The following is a 14,887-nucleotide window of genomic DNA, read 5'->3' as shown; positions in this document are numbered from 1 at the left end:
ATGCTGGTTTGATGGGAGCGCTTAGTATAATTTTTTTGTTCTTTGCTTCAGTTTTACCAAAGGGAAATAGCTTGTTTTACATTCTCTCTTCGGTTTGCATAATGATAATTGTATGGCTGTATAGCATAAAGCTTGGTTTTGTTGCGTACATTGTAGTATCTTTACTGAGCCTAATGATTGTTCCAAACAAACTTGTAGCTGTGCTGTACATTCTTATTTTTGGGCTTTACCCACTGTTTAAGGCTATTTGCGAAAGAGGTTTCCCGGTTTATATTGAACTTGGGTTAAAACTTTTGTTTTTTAATATTGCGCTGATTATTTTATATTTTGTGTTTAAAATAATAATGAAAGAGCTTCCGCATTTTAAATTTGGAATAGCTTTGACGATTGCTTCTTCTGAGGTTATCTTTGTACTTTATGACTATCTTCTTACACTTATTCTACAAAAGCTAAAGAGTCTTAAAATTCCTTGGAGGGGAAACTAATGACAGACCTTATAATAAAAGATGCACTTTCGTTTTTGATTTCGTTTGTTTTGGTAACAGTTATAACACCGTATATCCAGAGAAAATCAATTGAGATAGGGTTTGTTGACAGACCAAATCCACGAAAGATACATTCATATCCAATTCCTGTGACAGGCGGAGTTGCACTATTTGTTGCATTTTTCATCTCACAGTTTTTGATAAGAGGATTTAGCAGAGAATTTTTAGGTTTCTTTATAGCATCAAGCTTGATTTTGGCAATTGGTCTTGTTGATGACTGGTATAAGTCTCAAGGTAAAGAGTTTAGCGCTCTTCCAAAGTTCTTGGTGCAAATTTTGGCATGTTCAATAGTTTTTTTTATGGGTATTCAGATTGAAGGAATAACAAACCCATTTACACACAAGTTCATAAGCTTTCCTGTGTGGTTTCAATATATAGCAACAGTAATTTGGCTTTTTGGTGTGACAACAGTGATAAACTTTATTGATGGCATAGATGGGCTTGCAGCAGGTATTACAACAATCTCAGGTACAACTTTGTATTTTGTAGCTCTCATGAACCTTAGCATAATCTCAACAGCAAGGGTTTCAACATATATGGCAGCAGCACTTGTAGGTGTTGCTTCAGCATTTTTGATTTTCAACCGCCACCCAGCCAGAATTTTTATGGGTGATTCAGGTGCCACATTCTTAGGATTTGTTCTTGGAACAATTGCTGTTGAAGGAACATTTAAAGTGGCAACAGTAGTGTCTTTGATTGTACCAATCTTGACATTAGGACTTCCTATATTTGATAATCTTTTTGTCATATTCAAAAGAATTAAGGAAGGGAAACCTATTTATAAAGCTGACAAAAGTCAGGTACACTTTAGACTTCTTGAAGCAGGCTTGAATCAGAAACAAACAGTGCTATTTTTGTACTTGGTTAGCATTTGTTTTTCGCTGACCTCTCTTATCATAATGCTTTTGGCAAGAAGATAACAAACAGTTCTTTTTCTTGTTCTAAACCACCCTCATTTTAAATATGCTAATAAAAAGATTAACATAAGTCTTTTAGAGAGGGTGGTTTTGGAATGAGAAAAAGAATTTTTTTTATGTTAATTTTATGTTTAATATTCTTAACAGCTTGCAGCGCAGATATTTTGCCTTCAACTATTCGAAGTGATGTGTATCGAACTGGTCAAAATGCAAAAACTGAAATAGATTTTGAGGTTGTGGATAGTGATGTTTACACTCCTCAGTATTCAAAGGAAGAAATAGATACTAACAATTCTTTCAAAGTTCTTAGCATATTTTGTGACAAAGACAAAAACCTTGTTTTAGCAAATATTTACACCACAAGGACTTTGTCTGCAATGAGAAAGGGGCTTGAACTTTCTATATTTTCTCCACAGAAACAAAAGAAACTTAGGGATTTTGGACTTTTTTGTATCTTTCCTGATGATATTCATATAAACTCTATTGAGATAGAAGGAAACTGTGCTAAAGTTGATTTAAATCAAAAGTTTTTTCAGAAAAAATACAGCAATTTTTATATAAAAGCTATCACATTTTTTATTACCTCAGTGAATGGTATAATAAAAGAAGTTTGTTTTTATAAAGACGGCACAATTTACAATAAGACTCCACTTTTGCGTCGACAAGATGACCAGCTAATCTTGTTTGTCCCCCAACGGGTTGAAGGCAATGTTTTTCTTGTTCCAAAATGGATAAATATATCACAAACTTACAGAAACGCACCTTTGACTTTTGCTTTGGGGCAGCTAATAAAAAGTCTTAGCTATAGATTTTCTAAACTAAATGGGTTAAAATTGAATAATGTAAACCTAAAAGAGAAAACCCTATATCTCGATTTGTCAAGCCAGATTTTGAATTTAAAAGGAAGTAGCGAAGTTGACACTATCTTAGCCTCAATTTGTTTTACAGCAAAAGAAATAGACAACTCCATACGATATATTAAATTATCTGTGAAAGGAAAAGAAGGATATCTTGATCAGTACGATTTAAAGGATAAAATAGATGTAAGCCAGTTTGAATTAAATCCTATAAATCTAAAACTGTGAAAGGAAGGTAAAGAGCCATGAGACCAGACCAGAGAGCATATAATGAACTTCGACCAATAAAGATAACACGAAACTTTATAAAATATGCTGAAGGTTCATGCCTGATTGAGATGGGCAACACAAAAGTGATTATCACAGCAACCATTGACGACAAAGTTCCTCCTTTTAAAAAAGGAAGTGGTGAGGGCTGGATTACTGCTGAGTATTCAATGCTTCCAAGGGCAACCCAGCAGAGAAATGTAAGGGATATAAACAAACTCAGACTCAGCGGCCGAAGCCATGAGATACAGAGACTAATAGGAAGAGCCCTAAGAGCTGGCATAAACTTTAAAGCCTTGGGTGAGCGCGTGATAATCCTTGACTGTGACGTCATTCAGGCAGACGGTGGGACAAGGACAGCGTCCATCACAGGTGGGTTTATTGCAATGTTTGATGCGTGCAAAAAACTTTATGATGAGAAAGTGATAGAAAATTTTCCAATTACAGATTTTGTTGCTGCAGTGTCTGTTGGTATTTGCGACGGAGTTGAGATGCTTGACCTTTGTTTTGAAGAGGATTCTAAAGCCTCTGTTGATATGAACCTTGTTATGAACGACAAGGGCGAGTTTATTGAAATTCAGGGCACAGCAGAAGGTGGTGCTTTTACTCAGGAGCAGTTTGAAAAGTTACTTGAGCTTGGGAAACAGGGTATTCAAAAGATTATTGAGATACAAAGAGAGGTTTTAGGGGAAGATAGCAAACTAATTGGGAGTGTTCCAAAAGATGAGAAAACTTCTGGTTGCGACCAAGAATAGAGGAAAGGCAAAAGAGATAAAAGAGCTAATTGGGGATTTTTTTGACATTATTTTGACACTGAGCGATTTTGATGAAAATATCAACATAATTGAGGATGGAAAAACTTTTGAAGAAAATGCTTTGAAAAAGTCAAAAACTATATACAGCCTTTACAAATTACCAACTTTAGCAGATGACTCTGGACTTGAGGTGGATGCACTTGATGGAAGGCCTGGTGTGTATTCTGCAAGGTATGCAGGTGATAATGCAACAGATGAAGAAAAGATTAAAAAGCTTTTAGAAGAGCTTAAAAACATACCAGAAGAAAAAAGAGGCGCACAATTTGTTTGTGTGCTTACATTTATTGATGAGAATGGCAGAGTGTATCAAACAAGAGGAGTCTGCAGAGGTAAAATTGGCTTTGCACCAAAAGGTCTAAATGGATTTGGATATGACCCAATATTTATTCCAGAAGGCTACAATGCAACATTTGCAGAGCTTGAAAGTGATGAGAAGAATAGAATATCACACAGAGCAAGAGCTTTTGAAAAACTAAGAAAGATTTTGGGTGAGATTTACAATGAAGATACTTGTGATAAGTGATACACATGGAATTACTTATGATGCAGAAAGAATTGTAAAAAATTACGAAAAAAATATTGTTTTGTGCGTTCATCTTGGAGACTTGGTGAAAGATGCTGTGTATCTCCAAAATAAATTTCCAAATCTCAAGTTTGAGATAGTGAGAGGGAACAACGACTTTACAAGAGACTTTCCATCAGAGAAGATTATAGAAGTTGGGAATAAAAAGATTTTAATAACACATGGTCATATGTATTCTGTAAAGTCTACATATGACCTTATTGTTAACCATGCAAAATCTTTCAAAGTTGATGCAGTGTTTTTTGGACATACGCATCAGCAAGAGGAGTTTTACTCTGACAACGTCCTATTTTTAAACCCAGGCAGCATAACTTTCTCAAGAGACGGCTCAAGGTCATATGCTATTGCAGAGGTAACTTCGTTTGGTGTTGTAGCATATTTAGAAAAGGTGTGAAAAGATGTTAATAGCAAAGGGTGAGCTTGTAAATATAAGAGAACTGAGATGGGGAGATTTAAAATATATTCAAAAATGGTCAAATGATCCAGAGGTTGCGTACTGGGCTCGTGGCGTGAAAAATGCTGCTGATACATCTATTGAAGAATTTAGGAGATGGTACCGTTCCCGATCATCCTCAACCATTAAAAGGTTTATAATTGAAACAAAAGACAGAAAACCAATTGGTTCTATCTCGTATCGCGACTATGACCCTATAAATAAAGTAGTTGTACTTGGAATTCATATAGGCGAAAAGGAATATTGGGGGAAAGGTTTTGGCACCGACGCAATAAAAGCATTTGTCAAATACCTTTTTGCGACACTTGATATAAACAGAATAGAACTTGACACATTTGATGATAATATAAGGGCTATTAAGGCGTATCAGAAGTGTGGGTTTAAAATTGAAGGGGTTTTGCGTGAAGCAAAGCTCATTGATGGAAAGTTTCATGATGTTATCATAATGGGTATGACAAGAAAAGATTTTGAGAAGATAGCAAACAAAAATTAAATATGATATAATAAAAACAAACATAAAAGAAGTAAAAACAAATGGGGAGGAAAAAATGAAAACAATCAATTGCGTTGGTGCTGATTTTGGTGCGTCAAGCGGGAGAGTGTTTGTTGGAAGTTTCAATGGTGAGAGTTTAGAGCTTTTTGAAGTGCACAGGTTTGAAAATACCCCCGTAAGAATTAACCAGAGTTTATTTTGGGATTTTTTGTACCTGTTTAACAACTTGAAAATTGGGATTTACAGAGCTAAAAAACAATTTGGAGAACTTCACAGTATTGGGATTGACACTTGGGGAGTTGACTATGGACTTGTTGACAAAAGAGGTGACTTGCTTTCAAATCCTTATCATTACAGGGATTTGAGGACGAAAAACGCAATTGAAGAGGTATCGAGAATAGTTTCGCTTGACAAAATTTATGAGATAACAGGCATTCAGTTTATGAATTTCAACACAATCTTTCAGCTTTACATAGACTACAAAACACGGCAGGATATAATGAAAAATGTGGATTCGCTTTTGTTTATGCCAGACCTTTTTGCATATTTTTTGACAGGTATTAAAGTAAATGAATACACCATTGCATCAACCTCACAGCTAATAGATGCACAAAAAAGAGGATGGTCAGATGAACTGATAGAAAAACTTGGGTTTGAAAAAAGAATATTTAATGATATAATTTATCCAGGAAATGTTTTAGGCAAATTAACACCTGATGTTCAAGAAGAGCTTGAAATTGGCGCTATTCCTGTTATTGCAGTTGGTAGCCATGATACAGCTTCTGCTGTTGCGGCTTCTCCCTTTTCTGATGGCAAAACCACAGTGTATCTCAGCTGTGGTACATGGTCGCTGATGGGAGTGGAGCTTGAAAGTCCTCTTATTAATCAAAATAGTTTTAACAAAAACTTCACAAACGAGGGCGGAGTGGAAAACAAAATAAGGTTTTTAAAGAACATCACTGGTCTTTGGCTCATCCAGCAGATAAGAAGCACATGGAGCAAGAAGTATAAAGAAGTGAGCTTTAATGAAATCAGTGAACTTGCTCAAAAATCGAACTATGAGTACGCAATTGACCCTGACAGTAGTGAATTTTTAGCCCCGATTGACATTCTGGCAGAGATAAGAAAGTGGTGCAAAAATCATTTTGGAAAAGAACCACAAGACTTAGGGGACATCGTAAAAGCAGCCTACAGTGGGATTGTACAAAAGTATAAAAAAACAATTGAAGAGATTGAAGAGTTAACAGGTTTTAGCATTTCTAAAATCAACATGGTTGGCGGTGGAATTAAGGATAAACATCTTTGTGAGCTTACAGCAAGAGAGACAAAAAGAGAAGTTATAGCAGGGCCTGTTGAGGCAACAGTATTGGGCAACATTATGCTTCAGCTAATAGCACTTGGATATGTTAAGGATTTGCGTGAGGCAAGAGAACTTCTTAAAAAGAGTATTCAGTTTGAAATCTATACGGGGAGGTAAGAAAAAAGGTGCTTGCGATTGAACGAAGACAAAAGATAATGGCAATGCTAAATGAAAACAAGAGTGTGCTTGTTCCAGAGCTTGCAAAGCTTTTTAATGTCACAGAAGAAACTATTAGGCGCGACCTTGAGAAGCTTGAAAAGGAAGGACTTTTGAAAAGAACATATGGTGGGGCAGTCCTTGTTGAAAACTATAATGTTGATATTCCGTTTGAGTTTAGAAATGTGACAAACATTGAAGGCAAAAAACAAATAGCTCTGACTCTAATAAAGTACATTGAAGATGGTGACACGCTTGTCATGGATTCAAGCACATCAGCTCTGCAGGTTGCAAAGCTTCTCAAGACCAAGAAGAAAATAACTGTTATCACAAACTCTGAACAGATAGTAAATGAGTTAAAGGTTTTTGAAGACATCAAGGTAATCTCAACAGGTGGGACGCTGAGAAATAGATCACTTTCACTTGTTGGACCCATTGCAGAGAATACATTAAAATCTCTTAATGCAAACAAGGCTATAATTTCGTGTAAAGGGTTTGACATTGAAAAAGGCTTTACAGAGTCAAACGAGCTTGAAGCACAGGTCAAGAAGATGATGATTGAAATAGCAGACCAAATTTACATGATTGTAGACCACACAAAGATGAACAAAATAGCACTTGTCAACATTGCAACACTTGATGATGTAGACTTTATCTTCACCGACAAGGTACTGCCACCAAGCCAAGAAAATGCAATAAGGGAAAAGAATGTTGAGATTGTATACTGTTAAAAGTAAAGGGGCTGCCCGGGAATTTTGAAGCAGCCCCTTATGTATTATTACTAAAACTTTGCCCTTTATTTTCCGTTGCTATTCAAAAGATGTAGTTTGAACTTATCATGTATAGCTCTTACCGCCTTTTCAGCATCCTTTTCATCAATTAAAACAGAAATCTTGATTTCCGATGTTGAAATCATCTCAATATTGATTCCTGCATCGTAAAGTGCTTCAAACATAGTTGCTGCAACGCCTGGGTTGTTGACCATTCCAGCACCTACAATTGACACCTTTGCAACATTGTCTGCGTATGTTATATCCTTTGCTCCAATTACATGCAGGTTCTTTGTCAATACATCTAATGTCTGCTTGAGATTGCTTTTTGACACAGTAAATGATATATCTTTTGTCTTTTCTCTTCCAATTGATTGCAAGATTATATCAACATTTATATTCTCTTTCGCAAGTAAAGAGAATATCTGGAATGCCTTTCCTGGCACATTTTCAACTCCAATCACAGCAACCCTTGCGATGTCCTTGTCACACGCAACACCCGACACAAGCAGCTTTTCCACAGAACTTACCTCCTTCACAATTGTTCCTTCATTGTCATTGAAAGATGACCTAACAACTAAAGGAATGTTATATTTTTTTGCAAGCTCAACAGACCTGTTATGAAGAACCTTTGCACCAAGCGTTGCAAGCTCTAACATCTCATCATATGAAATCTCTTTTAGCTTTGAAGCATTTGGAACAATTCTTGGGTCTGCTGTGTAAACACCATCAACATCTGTGTAAATCTCGCACTTATCAGCTTTCAAAGCTGCAGCTAAAGCCACTGCTGTTGTATCAGACCCACCACGGCCCAAAGTTGTGATGTCGTCATATTTATTTATTCCCTGAAAGCCTGCAACAACAACTATGTTTCTCTTGTCAAGCTCTCTTTGAAGCCTTTCTGTGTCAATTTCTTTAATCCTTGCGTTTGAATAGTTGCTATCTGTCTTTATTCCTGCCTGCCATCCAGTAAGTGATATTACAGGATACCCGAGCTTTTCAATTGCCATTGCCATCAGAGCAATTGATATCTGCTCGCCTGTTGAAAGTAGCATATCCATCTCTCTTTTAGACGGATTTTCGTTTATCTCTTTTGCTTTTTCAATAAGCTCATCAGTCGTGTCACCTTGAGCAGAGACAACAACAACTACCTTGTTTCCCTTTTCATACTCGGCTACAGCTCGTCTTGCTGCACGAAATATTCGCTCTTTGTCTGCGACAGACGTTCCACCATATTTTTGAACAACTATTCCCAATTTTTGTCCCCTCCCTTTTTTAAAACTCAAACGTGTAAAGTTTTTTATTGTAGCTTGATAATATTATATTACACTTTTTAAATAATTGCTTTATCTTTTAAAACTACTACTACTTTGCACAGAAAAAACTGTAGCACCGCTATTATCTGCCTCTAAAATTATCAAATCCCACTTAGCCTTCAAGTCCAATGAGCTAAGTGCACTTTTGACATTTTGTTCAAAACTGTCATAATTTTCATCAATCAATGCTATTATAGAGGGTCCAGCACCCGACAAGAATGCTCCTTTTGCACCAAACTCCAAAGATAAATTAACGATCTTATCAAAATCAGGAATAAGATTCTTCCTGTACGGCTGATGAAGTCTATCTTGTGTTGCAGCAGGCAAAAGATCATAGTTTCCGGTTGTGATTGCGCTTGCAAAAAGAGCTGCCCTTCCAACATTGAAAACTGCGTCTTTGAACTCAATATACTTTGGCAGAATATTTCTTGCATACTCAGTAGACAGCTGAAAGTCAGGAATGAAAACTGCAAACTTGAGCCTGTTTGGTACAACAAACTTGATGTAGTTCACTTTATTTTCTTCCAGTACTGCAAAAACAAGTCCGCCAATCATTGCAGGTGTTGAGTTATCAGGGTGTCCTTCCATTTTTGCTGCCAAGAAAATCATCTCTTCTTCAGAGAGTTTTCCGCCACATAATAGGTTTGCAGCATATATACCGCCTGAAATACATGCAGCAGACGATCCCAAACCGCGTGTCAGTGGAATTTCATTTATAAGATTTATTCTCAAACCCTTTGGGTACCATCCAACCTCGTCAAATACAACCTTCATGGCTTTGAAAACAAGATTATTCTCATCCTTTGCAATCGAAGGGTCGTCTGGGCTTGAAGTTATCTCTAAACCTTTTTCGATTTCTTCCACCTCAATGATGTTATAAAGTTTTAATGCAACTCCCATACAGTCAAATCCGGCACCAAGGTTTGCCGATGATGCCGGAACCTTTACAGAAATCATTTTGCAACTTACCTCCAAGCGTATGAATTTGTCAATGCTTCATATATTTTCATCATATCTTATGATTGACAGAACCTTTTCTATAGCAGGAAGTTTTTCAAGCTGGGATATCTTTTCTTTGAATTCTCTTTCTTTTATCTCATGTGTAACAAATGCAAACTCATTTTCACCAATTGGTTTGTGTGTATTTACAATCATACAGTCATTAAAAATTATTGAAACTGCATCTTTTGCTTTTGAGAGGTCTTTATACTTTACTCTTACGAAAAATCTGCAGCTTGTTTCATCTATGTCCAAAACCTTTATATCGCCAGAGATTCCCCAAGTGTAGACATATGACTTGTCAATATGCTTGACAATATCAATTATATCTCCAACAACCGCACTTGCAGTTGGAAGCTTCCCAGCGCCTTGGCCATAGAACATCACATCGCCTATTGCATCACCTTTTACTAAGATTGCATTGAATACATCATCTACATTTGCAAAAGGATTTTTCTGGAGTATCATAAGTGGACTTACTCTTGCAAAAACAGTTGTACTATCTAACTTTTTACTCATAGCAATGAGTTTTATTGTACACCCGAGCTCCTCTGCATATTCCATGTCTTCTTTTGTAACTTTTGATATACCCTCTGTATAAATATTCTCATAATTTACATAGTGAGAATATGCAATTGAAGATAAGATTGCAATCTTTCTGCATGCGTCATGTCCATCAACATCATTGCTTGGGTTTCTCTCCGCGTATCCTTTTTCCTGAGCCTGCTTTAGCGCTTCCTCAAATGACAGGGAGTATTTACTCATCTGTGTCAGGATATAGTTTGTTGTGCCATTTAAAATTCCTGCAATTTCTGTTATTTGATTTCCTGCCAAGCAGTTCTGAAGAGGTCTTATAATAGGTATTCCACCGCCAACACTTGCTTCAAAGAAATAATTGATATTCTTCTCCTTTGCAATTCTCAAAAGTTCTGGTCCATGTTTTGCAACAAGCTCTTTATTTGATGTAACAACATGTTTTCCTTTTTCTAAAAGCTTTTTTGTATAAGTATACGCAGGCTCAAGCCCGCCAATTGTCTCCACAACAATAGAAACCTCATCGTCATTTAAAATTTTGTCGAAGTCTTTTATAATCAAATTCTTTGCCGGGTGGTCTGGAAAATCGCGGATATCCAAGATGTATTTAATCCCTATCTCATCTCCAGCTCTTTTGGCAATTGATGCTGCGTTTTTTGTCAAAACTTCCCATACTCCTGAACCAACAACTCCAAATCCCATTATTGCAATCTTTACCACTTCAAGTTTCCCTCCTTTTTGAAAACTTTAATATTCTTCTCTTCCTAAAATTTCAATTTTCTTAACTCCGTCAACTCTTTCTATTTCTTGAATCAACTCTTTTACAGACTTTGTCATATCGGATGTCCTTATAGATATTGTGACAGTTGCAATTCCACCCAAGGGAATGTTTTGGTTGATTGTAAGTATATTTGCGTTTGTGTCAGAGATAATATTTAGTATTTTAGAAAGAATTCCAGGTATGTCTTGCAAAACAAATGCAAGTGTAATTATCTTCCCTCTTGAGCTTTCAAAAAAAGGAAATATACAATCTTTGTATTTATAAAATGCACTTCTTGAGATTCCAACAATTTTCACAGCTTCGTTTACGGCCTTAACCTCACCCTTTTCTAAAAGCTCTTTTGCCTTGATGACTTTTAAAAAAACTTCAGGTAGCACGCTTTCCTCAACTATATAGTACGTGGCATCTTTCTTTAGCATTTTTGTTGTTCACCTAATATAAACAAATGTCTTTATGGAATGGATTTTAGCATACTCGGAGGCGAAATTCAAGTATAAAAAAAGATATTTTATTTCATATTAAATGGTTAGAGAGGGGATTTTATATGATGATAAGCCTTTCGGATATTATTACAAAGTATAGTATTTTAATGTTTTTCTTAAGTGGTATTTTAATATTCTTGCTTGACATAAGAGAGCTTAAATCAAAGAATTTAAAGAGAGAAACTAATTTGGCAAAAATTACAGGAAGTGTTTTAATCGTACTTGGTATCATCTTTTATATAGTAAAAATTTTCCTTTAAGAGTGGTGATTTTGGATATGGGATTTTTTTGAGATTATAAAGGAAAAGAGACAAAGAGAAAAAGAAAAGCAACACACGCAAGAAGTTGAATTTGTTAAGGCAAAGGATGAGATTTCAAGAACAGTTGATGACAATCTCAAATATATAAAAGAGCTTCTTGTTGACAACGACGATATTGTGTACAGGGAGTTTTATTGTATGAATGTAAAATGCGCAACAGTGTTTGTGGACGGTCTTGTTTCAAGAGAGATTATAGACAGGGATGTTATAAAGCATCTTATGATTGAGACAAGCCTGATGGATGAAGATATAAGTCAAATCAATGCCTATGAAAAGATTTTAAACTATATCCTTGCAACCGCTGACATAAAAGAAGTTACAAGTTTTAAAAACGCTATCTTGGACCTTCTTTGTGGTGAGACGCTTCTTTTTGTGGACGGTAGCAATAAGATTATTAGAGTTTCAACTCGAAACTTTCCAAACAGAGGCATCCAACAGCCAATTACTGAAAATGCTGTAAGAGGCCCAAGAGATAGCTTTAATGAAGTCGTAAGGTTTTCAACAGCTGTTATTAGGCGAAGAGTAAGAGATACCCGCCTTAGAATGAAAAATATGAAGCTTGGGAGGCGTTCTCAAACTGATATATACCTTGTGTATATAGACGATATTGTAGACAAAGATGTTTTAAATGAGTTAAAGCAGAGATTATCTAAGATAGACATTGATGCAATAATTGACGGTGGAATGATAGAACAGCTAATTGAAGATGATGTATTTTGCTTTTTTCCAACAATACAGCACACAGAAAGGGTCGACACAGCGGTTGCTGCAATCTATGAAGGCCGAATTGTAATTTTGTGCGACAATACAAACACTGCTCTCATTGTTCCTGCAACTATTATGACTTCTATTCAGCATGCAGAGGATTATTACGAAAGATGGCATATAGCAACAGTTATACGCATACTGAGAGTTATTGCTGCCATTACTGCTATGACGCTCCAAGGCTTTTATATATCCATCTCATCCTTTACACCGAGCATGATTCCACCTGATTTAGGGCTCTTTATTGCTGCAACAAGAGAAGGTGTGCCAATTCCTGTTTTCATTGAAGCACTTTTTTTGGAGTTCATGTTAGAACTTCTAAGAGAGGCGGGCTTACGACTTCCTGGACCAATTGGGCAAACAATTGGGATTGTAGGAGGATTGATTATAGGACAGGCTGCTGTACAAGCGGGAATTATCTCGCCTATTATGGTTATCCTTGTTGCAACAACCGCAATTGCGTCGTTTGCTGTACCTGCTTATAATCTTTCAATTTCTTTGAGACTTTTGAAATTTGTATATATACTTGTTTGTGCAGCATTGGGACTTTATGGATTTATACTTCTCAGCCTCATTATATTGGGTAATCTCGTAAAACTCAAAAGCTTTGGAGTGCCAATACTATCGCCATTTGTCTCATTTGAAATTATGGACTACAAGGATGCAATTGTAAGACTTCCAACAAGATATCTTTGGGCAAGACCTATTTTTGCAAGTACACAACAAAAGATAAGAATGATGTATGAAAAAAGTCAACCACCAAGTGCGGCAGGTGAAAATAGATGATAATAAACGACAATGACAAAATATCCAGTTTTCAGTGTTTTGTCCTTTTTGTATCTGCTATGATTGGAATAGGTATTATGTTTATGCCATCAGGAGTTGCAAGATATGCCGACCAAAACGGCTGGATTGTAGTGCTTCTCGGTGGTATAATCTCCTTTTTGGCCTTTGTGCTTTTATCTAAGGTTGCAATGTCAAATCCAGATGTTACTTTTATAGAACTTTTAGACTCTGCATTTGGAAAAGTACTTGGCATAGTTTTTTCTTTTATTTACGTTATTTATTTTGTAGTTTTTTCTTCATTTGAAACAAGGCTAATTGCAGAGACAGCAAAAGAGTTCTTGTTTAATCTCACACCTACCGAAGTCTTAATAATCACATTTCTTTTGACATGTGGATATCTTTCAAGATATGGTGTTGAGGTCATAGCAAGAATGTGCGAGATTCTCATGCCAGGAATTATTGTAATCATAATTGTACTCTCCTTTTTTGTATATCAAAGACTTGATTTTTCAAATATCTTGCCAATTTTAAATATCCCTATCAAAAAGTTAATTCAAGGTATAGGGAGTACAATATTCAGTTTTTTAGGGTTTGAAGTTTTTTTATTTTTCTTACCATATATAAGAAGAAAAGATAAGTTAATCAAAAGTGCTTTTTTTGGGTTTTTAGTAACAATTTTAGTTTATGAGGTTATAATAATATTTTGCACTGCTGATTTTGGTTCGAAAGAGATGCAAACTATGGTTTGGCCCACTTTAAATCTTTTTAGAGATGTGACAGTTTTAGAGATTGTAATAGAAAGACCTGAAAGTATAGTTGTTGCTCTGTGGATGATAACAACATATACAACCGAGATTATATTTTTAATGGTAGCAAGTTTGATATTAGCAAGGATATTCAATACAAAAGAACATAACTTTTTCGTGTTTGCCCAGCTTCCGTTTATATATATCCTTTCTTTGATTCCACAAAATGTTTTAGAAACTCAAAAGTATATGGACTTTTTCAGCTACTTTTTTGCAACCTTTGCTGTTTTGATATTACCACTTATCACATATATTGTGCTTGTCTTTAAAAAGAAGGTGAAAAAAACATGAGAAGGTTGAAAATATCAGGTTTAGCATTGATGCTTTTTATAATAACCTTAACTTTTACAGGGTGCTGGGACAGGATTGAGATAGAAGACAGGGGATACATTTTAGCTCTTGGTGTTGATAAGTATGACCCGAGTGATTTGAACAAATATGAGAGTAAAGAATACATTGACCTTGAAAGAAAGACCGAAAAAATTCCACCAGACCAGAAAAAACCAGAGATTAGAACAGACAAGAAAGGCATTGACCCCAAGACAAAACGAAAGGTAAAACCACCTCTTCCTACTAAAGAAAATCAATATAAGTTCTCTGTTACTGTGCTTTTTCCAAATCTCAGAATGATGAGTAAGACCTCAAAAGCTGATGAACAGATGAGATTTTTGTTTGTAAGGCCGACAAATAATGTGCTTGGTATAAGAAACTACCTTGAAAGGGATATAAACAAAAGACTTTATTATGGGTATCTTAAGGTTGTTGTGTTAGGAAGGGATTTGGTGGCTGACCCGGGCCTTGTAAAAGAAGTTTTGGACTCATTAAATAGAGACAAAGACATTCCACAAAATACCTTTTTATATGTTTCAGAGACAACTGCG

Annotated in this window: 17 protein-coding genes; 13 read left to right on the top strand and 4 right to left on the bottom strand. The window is 35.8% G+C overall.

What is annotated here, in order from left to right; translation table 11 throughout:
* Window positions 1-11 precede the first annotated feature (11 nt).
* The 9 genes from H964_RS10090 to H964_RS10050 all read left to right on the top strand — a co-directional run bounded on the left by H964_RS10090 (window position 12) and on the right by H964_RS10050 (window position 7,178).
* Window positions 12-485, top strand: a complete 474-nt coding sequence (locus H964_RS10090) for a hypothetical protein (protein ID WP_039767336.1) — start codon at window positions 12-14, stop codon at window positions 483-485.
* On the top strand, window positions 485-1,465 hold the full coding sequence (locus tag H964_RS10085) for an MraY family glycosyltransferase (protein ID WP_039767298.1): 981 nt from the start codon (window positions 485-487) through the stop codon (window positions 1,463-1,465). The genes H964_RS10090 and H964_RS10085 overlap by 1 nt, the downstream gene beginning before the upstream one ends.
* Before the next feature lie 92 nt (window positions 1,466-1,557).
* Window positions 1,558-2,547 (top strand): GerMN domain-containing protein, encoded by a 990-nt coding sequence (locus H964_RS10080; RefSeq protein WP_039767296.1) that lies wholly within the window; start codon window positions 1,558-1,560, stop codon window positions 2,545-2,547.
* Between the two features lie 17 nt (window positions 2,548-2,564).
* A complete protein-coding gene (gene rph, locus H964_RS10075; RefSeq protein ID WP_039767293.1) occupies window positions 2,565-3,341 on the top strand; it encodes a ribonuclease PH in 777 nt (258 codons plus the stop codon).
* Complete coding sequence (locus H964_RS10070) at window positions 3,310-3,924, top strand: XTP/dITP diphosphatase (protein ID WP_039767292.1); 615 nt, start codon at window positions 3,310-3,312, stop codon at window positions 3,922-3,924. Before rph ends, H964_RS10070 begins: the two co-directional genes overlap by 32 nt.
* Window positions 3,902-4,378 carry a metallophosphoesterase gene (locus H964_RS10065; RefSeq protein ID WP_039767290.1) on the top strand — a complete coding sequence of 159 codons (477 nt, stop codon included), beginning with the start codon at window positions 3,902-3,904 and terminating at the stop codon, window positions 4,376-4,378. Before H964_RS10070 ends, H964_RS10065 begins: the two co-directional genes overlap by 23 nt.
* Window positions 4,379-4,382: 4 nt before the next feature.
* Window positions 4,383-4,931 (top strand): GNAT family N-acetyltransferase, encoded by a 549-nt coding sequence (locus tag H964_RS10060; RefSeq protein ID WP_039767288.1) that lies wholly within the window; start codon window positions 4,383-4,385, stop codon window positions 4,929-4,931.
* Between the two features lie 55 nt (window positions 4,932-4,986).
* Window positions 4,987-6,408: a rhamnulokinase gene (locus H964_RS10055; protein WP_039767286.1), complete on the top strand. Its 1,422-nt coding sequence runs from the start codon at window positions 4,987-4,989 to the stop codon at window positions 6,406-6,408.
* Window positions 6,409-6,416: 8 nt separating this feature from the next.
* Window positions 6,417-7,178 carry a DeoR/GlpR family DNA-binding transcription regulator gene (locus H964_RS10050; protein WP_011916550.1) on the top strand — a complete coding sequence of 254 codons (762 nt, stop codon included), beginning with the start codon at window positions 6,417-6,419 and terminating at the stop codon, window positions 7,176-7,178.
* Window positions 7,179-7,243: 65 nt separating this feature from the next.
* Here H964_RS10050 and H964_RS10045 read toward each other — a convergent pair whose 3' ends face one another.
* From H964_RS10045 to H964_RS10030, 4 genes are all read right to left on the bottom strand, one after another.
* Window positions 7,244-8,473, bottom strand: coding sequence for an aspartate kinase (locus H964_RS10045; protein ID WP_039767283.1), 1,230 nt, complete (start codon window positions 8,471-8,473; stop codon window positions 7,244-7,246).
* A 90-nt stretch (window positions 8,474-8,563) separates the two neighbouring features.
* On the bottom strand, window positions 8,564-9,490 hold the full coding sequence (thrB, locus tag H964_RS10040) for a homoserine kinase (protein WP_039767280.1): 927 nt from the start codon (window positions 9,488-9,490) through the stop codon (window positions 8,564-8,566).
* A 39-nt stretch (window positions 9,491-9,529) separates the two neighbouring features.
* Entirely contained in the window at window positions 9,530-10,786 is a 1,257-nt protein-coding gene (locus H964_RS10035) for a homoserine dehydrogenase (RefSeq protein ID WP_039767277.1), read from the bottom strand.
* 27 nt (window positions 10,787-10,813) lie between these two features.
* Window positions 10,814-11,266: an ACT domain-containing protein gene (locus H964_RS10030; RefSeq protein ID WP_039767276.1), complete on the bottom strand. Its 453-nt coding sequence runs from the start codon at window positions 11,264-11,266 to the stop codon at window positions 10,814-10,816.
* Window positions 11,267-11,394: 128 nt separating this feature from the next.
* Between H964_RS10030 and H964_RS10025 the strand changes: the two genes are divergently transcribed.
* The 4 genes from H964_RS10025 to H964_RS10010 form a co-directional block, all read left to right on the top strand.
* On the top strand, window positions 11,395-11,589 hold the full coding sequence (locus H964_RS10025; protein ID WP_039767274.1) for a CLC_0170 family protein: 195 nt from the start codon (window positions 11,395-11,397) through the stop codon (window positions 11,587-11,589).
* Window positions 11,590-11,604: 15 nt separating this feature from the next.
* The gene (locus H964_RS10020) at window positions 11,605-13,200 is read left to right on the top strand and encodes a spore germination protein (RefSeq protein ID WP_039767272.1); all 1,596 of its coding nucleotides are present in this window, start codon (window positions 11,605-11,607) and stop codon (window positions 13,198-13,200) included.
* A complete protein-coding gene (locus tag H964_RS10015) occupies window positions 13,197-14,297 on the top strand; it encodes a GerAB/ArcD/ProY family transporter (protein ID WP_039767270.1) in 1,101 nt (366 codons plus the stop codon). The genes H964_RS10020 and H964_RS10015 overlap by 4 nt, the downstream gene beginning before the upstream one ends.
* Window positions 14,294-14,887: Ger(x)C family spore germination protein (locus H964_RS10010; RefSeq protein ID WP_039767267.1), on the top strand; the 594-nt coding region annotated here is incomplete at its 3' end. The genes H964_RS10015 and H964_RS10010, both read left to right, overlap by 4 nt.

Origin of the sequence: Caldicellulosiruptor sp. F32 (assembly GCF_000404025.1) — a bacterium.
GTDB lineage: Bacteria > Bacillota > Thermoanaerobacteria > Caldicellulosiruptorales > Caldicellulosiruptoraceae > Caldicellulosiruptor > Caldicellulosiruptor saccharolyticus.
Note: the sequence above shows the minus strand (reverse complement) of the source record. Positions and strands in the feature narration are given on the sequence as shown.

Bases quoted from the DNA above. Each gene is read 5' to 3' on its own strand.
- H964_RS10070 (WP_039767292.1), top strand. From the start codon at position 3,310: ATGAGAAAACTTCTGGTTGCGACCAAGAATAGAGGAAAGGCAAAAGAG.
- thrB (WP_039767280.1), bottom strand. From the start codon at position 9,490: ATGATTTCTGTAAAGGTTCCGGCATCATCGGCAAACCTTGGTGCCGGA.
- rph (WP_039767293.1), top strand. From the start codon at position 2,565: ATGAGACCAGACCAGAGAGCATATAATGAACTTCGACCAATAAAGATA.
- H964_RS10025 (WP_039767274.1), top strand. From the start codon at position 11,395: ATGATAAGCCTTTCGGATATTATTACAAAGTATAGTATTTTAATGTTT.
- H964_RS10060 (WP_039767288.1), top strand. From the start codon at position 4,383: ATGTTAATAGCAAAGGGTGAGCTTGTAAATATAAGAGAACTGAGATGG.
- H964_RS10090 (WP_039767336.1), top strand. From the start codon at position 12: ATGGGAGCGCTTAGTATAATTTTTTTGTTCTTTGCTTCAGTTTTACCA.
- H964_RS10065 (WP_039767290.1), top strand. From the start codon at position 3,902: ATGAAGATACTTGTGATAAGTGATACACATGGAATTACTTATGATGCA.
- H964_RS10055 (WP_039767286.1), top strand. From the start codon at position 4,987: ATGAAAACAATCAATTGCGTTGGTGCTGATTTTGGTGCGTCAAGCGGG.
- H964_RS10015 (WP_039767270.1), top strand. From the start codon at position 13,197: ATGATAATAAACGACAATGACAAAATATCCAGTTTTCAGTGTTTTGTC.
- H964_RS10030 (WP_039767276.1), bottom strand. From the start codon at position 11,266: ATGCTAAAGAAAGATGCCACGTACTATATAGTTGAGGAAAGCGTGCTA.
- H964_RS10085 (WP_039767298.1), top strand. From the start codon at position 485: ATGACAGACCTTATAATAAAAGATGCACTTTCGTTTTTGATTTCGTTT.
- H964_RS10080 (WP_039767296.1), top strand. From the start codon at position 1,558: ATGAGAAAAAGAATTTTTTTTATGTTAATTTTATGTTTAATATTCTTA.